This is a genomic window from Deltaproteobacteria bacterium, from assembly GCA_005879795.1.
Classification (GTDB): domain Bacteria; phylum Desulfobacterota; class Binatia; order DP-6; family DP-6; genus DP-6.
In genome coordinates this window covers 1-5,315 of sequence record VBKJ01000022.1, presented here as the reverse complement: position 1 = coordinate 5,315, position 5,315 = coordinate 1, and the positions used below count along the sequence as shown (strand labels likewise).

Below are 5,315 nucleotides of genomic sequence, written 5' to 3'. Positions count from 1 at the left end.
CGAAGGCGAGGTTCCCGGCGACGGTGAGATGCGGCCACAGGGCGAGCTCCTGCAGCACGACGGCAAGATTTCGTTCCTCCGGCAGCCGAAGGACCCGGCCGTCGGCACTCGCCACTGCGCCGTTGAGCCGAACGCTCCCGCGCTCCGGAGCGATGAAGCCGAGGATCAGTCGCACGACGGTCGTCTTGCCGGCTCCCGAGGGGCCGAGGAGCGCCAGGACCTCGCCGGGCTCCAGCGCGAGCGAGAGGCCCGAGAGCACCGGCGTGGCGCCCAATTCGAGCCACACGTCCTCCAGGCAGACCACCGGGGTCATGCACGCTGCGCGCGGCGGAGCAGTGTCGCGCCCGCCGCCACGATGATCGCCGTCAGCGCGACCTGCACCACGGCGAGCGCGGCCACGACGCTCTCCGGCCCGTTCGCCTCGAGCGTGAAGATTCGGACGGGCAGCGGCTCACGCCCGGGGGGATAGAACAGCACGGCTGTCTCGAGGTCGCGGAGACAGAAGATGAAGGCCAGCAGCCACGCGCTGGCGAGCCCGAGGCGATGGAGCGGGACGACGATCCGGAAGAGCCGGCGAGCGAAGCCCGCGCCAACCACCGCGGCGAGCTGCTCGTGCTCGACCGGCCCTTGCGCGACCGCCCCCGCCATCGTGCGCACCCCGACGACGCCATACCGTGCGACGTCGCCGATGATGATGATCGCGAGGCTCCCATACACGACCCGTGTCGCCGGCCGGTTCCAGAGCGAGATCAGGCCGACACCGAGGACGGCCGCTGGCGTGACGAACGCCAGCACTCCCGCCGCGTCGAGCAGGTGAGCGCCACGCCGGCCACGGGCGAGCGCGTGGCCCACGATCAGCCCGAGGGCGGCGATGATCGTGGCCGCGACGCCGGCGCAGACGATGCTGTTGGTGAGGCTCGCACCGATCCAGGCTGGAACGCCAGCGAATCCACCAGCAGACGCCCGCAACGCGAGACCGGCGATCGGCAGCACGGAGACGGCCGCCAGCGCCCACACGATGGCGCCCGCCGGCCCCTTCCACGCTCCGAGCGGCAGTGGGACCGTCCCGCGCTGCCGCGGGCCAAGCACCGGGAACGACCGCCGAGCTGCGAGCCAACGCTCGCAGCCGAGGAGTCCGAGCGCCATGCCGAGCAGCGGTACCACGAGACCGAACGCCTCGCCCGGGGCGTACTCGACGCCACCGAGCCGCGCGAACACGGCGGCCGGGTACGATCGGACACGCAGAAACATCGGTACGCCGAGCTCGGAGAAGGCGAGCGCGAACACGACGAGCGCCGAAAGCGCGGCCGCCGGCCAGGCGAGCGGGAGCAGGATGCGCGTCACGACCCGGCGCGGGCCGGCCACGATGCGAGCCGCTTCCTCGAGGGATGGGTCGATCCCCCGGAGGGCCAGCGCGACGAGCGACGTGACGACTGGCGTGAAAGCCAGCGCCAGTACCAGGACGACGCCCGCGAAGCTGAAGAGCAGCCGCGAGGTCGCTTCCGTGCCGAGGAGCCCGCGGCGGCCGAGCAGATGAAACCAGCCGAGCGCGAGCAAGAAAGGCGGTAGGAACATCGGGAAGGCGTGCACGAGAAACGCGGCCTGCCGGCCCCCGACGTCCGTCTTCGCGAGCAGCGCGGCGAGGGGCACGCCGAGCGCGAGCGCCAGCCCGGTCACGGACGCGGCCAGGGCGAGCGACCGCACCAGGAGAGTCCAGGTCGCCGGCGCGGCGAGTGCGGCGCGCGCATGCGCGAGCCCCTGCACGCCAGCCAGCGGCAGCTCCAGCGCGGCCAGGACGAGCGGTAGAAATCCCGCGCCGAGCAGCACGAGGGCCGCGATCCCGACGAGTAGCTGCTGCTGTGTGCGGCTCGTCAGAGCCCGACCCACTCGCGGAGAAAGGGCTGAATGCGCTCCATCGCGCTGGCCACGCTCGCGTAGTCGACTTGCATGGCGCGCACCCGGTCGAGCCCGCGCACGTCCGTGCCGGCCGTGAGCCCTCCTCGAAGCGGCATGTGCGCGGCCGATTCCGCCATCCGCTGCTCCGTCACCGGTGCGAGCAAGGCGTCGACGAGGCGCCGGCCGCTCTCCGGGTGCGGGCCGCCCTTGATGAGAACCACTGCCGTCGGCAGGACGAGCGTGCCGAGGGCGTCCTGATCCGGATAGACGACGGCCACCGGCGCGCCGTCCTTGACCGCCTCCGCGGCATCGTCCGTGTCGGTGAGCCCGAACGCGACCTCACCGCTCGCGACGAGCCGCTTCACCTCACCGTTGGAGCTCGCGATCCGGACGTCGTTGGCCTTCACCTCGTGCAAGAACGCGCGCGCCGGCTCGTCGCCCCAGGCAGTGAAGAGCGCCGCCATGTGGATCGTCGTCGTGCCGAAGAGCGGGTTCGCCATCGCGGCCTGCCCCTTCCAGCGCGGGCTCGCGAGATCGCGGATCGATGCGGGCCGGTCCGCGGCAGCGACGCGCCTCGTGTTGACCAGGAGGATGCGGGCCCGGGCCGCGAAGCCGGTCCACGCGCCGTCGGAGGCCTTGAACGGCGCGGGGATACCCGCCGCATTGGGCGACACGTATGGCTCGACGAGGCCGCGCGCGATCAGGATGAACGGGCGGACGGGGTCGCCAGACCAGAAGACGTCCGCTCGGGGGCTCTGCGCCTCGGCGAGGAGCCGGTTCAGCACGCCCGTACTCTTCGTCTCCTCGGTGTCGAAGACGGCGTGCACGGCGACCCCGCTCTGAGCCTCGAACGTACGGAAGATCGGCTCGGAGACGACCTGATCGACGGAGGTGTACGCCACGACCCCCGGTCCACCGCGCCCGCAGGTCGACGCGGCGAGCCCGAGGAGGCTCAAGCACCCCCACGTCATGAGTCGTGCCCTGGACGCGAGACGTTTGCCGAGCGTGCCGGTCACCTTCAGCGGAGCGGCGCGACACTCAGGTCATCGAAATAGGTCACCGAATCCGCCTTGGTCCACACACCGACCTTCCCCGGTTGCGAGAACGTCGAGTCATGGGCGTCAATCACCTTGTTGCCGTCGAACGACACCACGAAATGATCGCCACGCGCCTCCACCCCGAGCTGGTGCCAGGTCCCATTCGTCACCTTCCCGCGCCATCCCGTGATCTGCCGCCGTTTCCCGTCCTTCACGTAGTACAGGTTCACGTTGTCCTCGAGGGCGTTGGCGCGCGTCAGGTAGTAGTTGTCCTCGTCCTGATACCGGAACACGAGACCACACGCCTGGTCCACTCGACCCGATACGGGCTTGCACCGGACCGACAGGCCGACGTCGCCGAGTTTCGGCTCGTTCGCGACGGCGACCGGGAAGCGATAGTCGGTGGTGTCGGGGTCGAGCTGCGCGAGCACGTTTCCGGCACTCGGCGCATCCTTCTCCGCCTGGACGATCCAACGCCCCGGCTTTCCCTTCCCGGTGCGGCCGAACGAGAAGCCCGGCGGCGGCGCGTTGACGGGGTCCCCGTCGAAATTCCATGTCTCCGCCGACGCCGTCGTGGCAACGAGCACCGCGAACACAACGCTATGGATGAGTCCCTTCATGACTGCCTCCATATTTCAACCTTCACCACGGAAAGGCGACCGTGAACCCGGCCGTGCCGCCCCACTCGTCCGCCGTCCGGCTGATGCCGTGCCGGACGCCGACATCGAACGACAGCTCGTGAAGTGGAGAGGGAGCCGCCACATCCCAGACCGCGCCAAGGAGCGCGCTATTGTCTGCCTTCCTCCCGCGGACGGTCTCCCCATTCACTTCGGCGACCGCTCGGACGCGGTCGAGCAGGGGACGTTCGACGATGACTCCCCAGAGGATGCCCGGCTCGTCGCCGCCGGCCTCGACCAGCCCGCCGCCGTTCAGGTGGTACGTCCATCCGAGCGCCCTGCCGGACGCGATACCGACCAGCTCACCGCCCGGGCGATCTTCGCCGCGGATGGTCGGGAGCAGCGCGCTCAGCTCGACGGCCAACGAGGGCGCGGCGCCATGTTCCTGGAACACGCCTTCCCGGGCGATCCACTTCAGCGAGAGCGCGCTGTCCTCGAACCGGGTGTGGTCGCGCTCGTCTCCGCGCGACAGGTCATTCACCAGCTTGAACTCCGCCACGGCCTCCAGGCCGCGTCCGAGGCCGATGTTCGCGATGACCGTCGGGGCGACGATGGCGGTGCGGCCGTCGCCTCGCCGGAACCCGGCGTACCCGAACTCGAGCTCGACTTCACGGCGGTCCGCCACGGCCGCGTCGGTGGAGACGAAGGGCCGGTACGCGAGTGCCCGCGACGGTCCACGGGAAAGGATGACGGCGATGACGAGGGGAAGGGGACGGCATCGAGCCAGCGTTCGCATCGAGCGCGGGCGCTACCCGAGGAGCGCGGGGTGCCACGATGGGGAGGGCTGCGCCACCGCCGGCCGCCCGCGGTGGTAGTCGACGAAGCCAAGCATGTCATTCAGTGCGTGCCTCCCGGTCACTTCTTCTGCGTGTCGAGGGCGGATTTGACACCTCGCGCGAGCTCCTCGGCCGGACCCTTCGCCCAGAAGTGCAGAAACATGATGCGCGGCTGCTCGTGCGTCATGTGGTTGTGAATCGCGACGATGTTGATGTTCGCGTGACGCAGCGCCTTGAGGACATCCTGCAGCTCGTCTTCGAGCATCGCGAAGTCGCCGTCGACCACCGCGGCTCGCTGGCTCCCCGCGAACGCCGCCCAGGTGTTCACGCCCATCGCCTCTCCGACCTCGGCGCCGTGCATGGACGTCTTGCGGCCGAAGGAGAACTTCGCGATCCCGTCCTTCGCCTGCGCCGACGCGCCGAGGATCGTCTCGAGCGGCTTCGGGTCGATCGTGCTCTTCGTCGGGATGCTCACGCCGCCGAAGCCGGTTCCCCGCTGCGCCGCGTTCGCGGCGTCCAGGGCCTTCCGGACCCCCGTCGCCAGCTGCTCGGTGGTCCCCACACCACCGATGTGCATGAAGAAGACGTGCGGGCGGTCGAAGAAGAAGTGGTTGTGCAGGGCGGTCACCTCGAGTCCGTTGTCGAGGGCGGCGCTCATCGTGGGATTCACCTGCGGCTCGGTCAACGTCATGTCGCCCATGACGATCGTCTTGTCGCCCGCAGCCTGGAACGCGGCCCACGACGTGAGGCCCTGGAACGGCTGCATCTTCGCCCCGTCGATGACCGCTCCGAGGTCCCCGCGTGGCACGCTGATCTTCGCGATGCCGTTCTTCACATCCGGCTTGAGGCCAGTGATCTTCGCGATCAGCTCCGTGTCGGGCTCCTCGGCCGCGGCACTCCTCGCTATGGCCACAGCGAGGATAAGCAGC

General features: G+C 69.9%; 6 protein-coding genes. All 6 read right to left on the bottom strand.

Going from position 1 to position 5,315, the window contains the following annotated elements; all coding sequences use genetic code 11:
• On the bottom strand, nucleotides 1-313 hold a 313-nt coding region (locus tag E6J59_00865; GenBank protein ID TMB24032.1), incomplete at its 3' end, for an ATP-binding cassette domain-containing protein.
• Entirely contained in the window at nucleotides 310-1,887 is a 1,578-nt protein-coding gene (locus E6J59_00860; GenBank protein ID TMB24031.1) for an iron ABC transporter permease, read from the bottom strand. The genes E6J59_00860 and E6J59_00865, both read right to left, overlap by 4 nt.
• Nucleotides 1,872-2,867, bottom strand: a complete 996-nt coding sequence (locus tag E6J59_00855; protein ID TMB24033.1) for an extracellular solute-binding protein — start codon at nucleotides 2,865-2,867, stop codon at nucleotides 1,872-1,874. The genes E6J59_00860 and E6J59_00855 overlap by 16 nt, the downstream gene beginning before the upstream one ends.
• Before the next feature lie 47 nt (nucleotides 2,868-2,914).
• Entirely contained in the window at nucleotides 2,915-3,553 is a 639-nt protein-coding gene (locus tag E6J59_00850) for a hypothetical protein (GenBank protein ID TMB24030.1), read from the bottom strand.
• A 22-nt stretch (nucleotides 3,554-3,575) separates the two neighbouring features.
• On the bottom strand, nucleotides 3,576-4,346 hold the full coding sequence (locus tag E6J59_00845; protein ID TMB24029.1) for a hypothetical protein: 771 nt from the start codon (nucleotides 4,344-4,346) through the stop codon (nucleotides 3,576-3,578).
• Between the two features lie 119 nt (nucleotides 4,347-4,465).
• Nucleotides 4,466-5,314, bottom strand: coding sequence for a DUF1259 domain-containing protein (locus tag E6J59_00840; protein TMB24028.1), 849 nt, complete (start codon nucleotides 5,312-5,314; stop codon nucleotides 4,466-4,468).
• Between the last annotated feature and the right edge of the window lies 1 nt (nucleotide 5,315).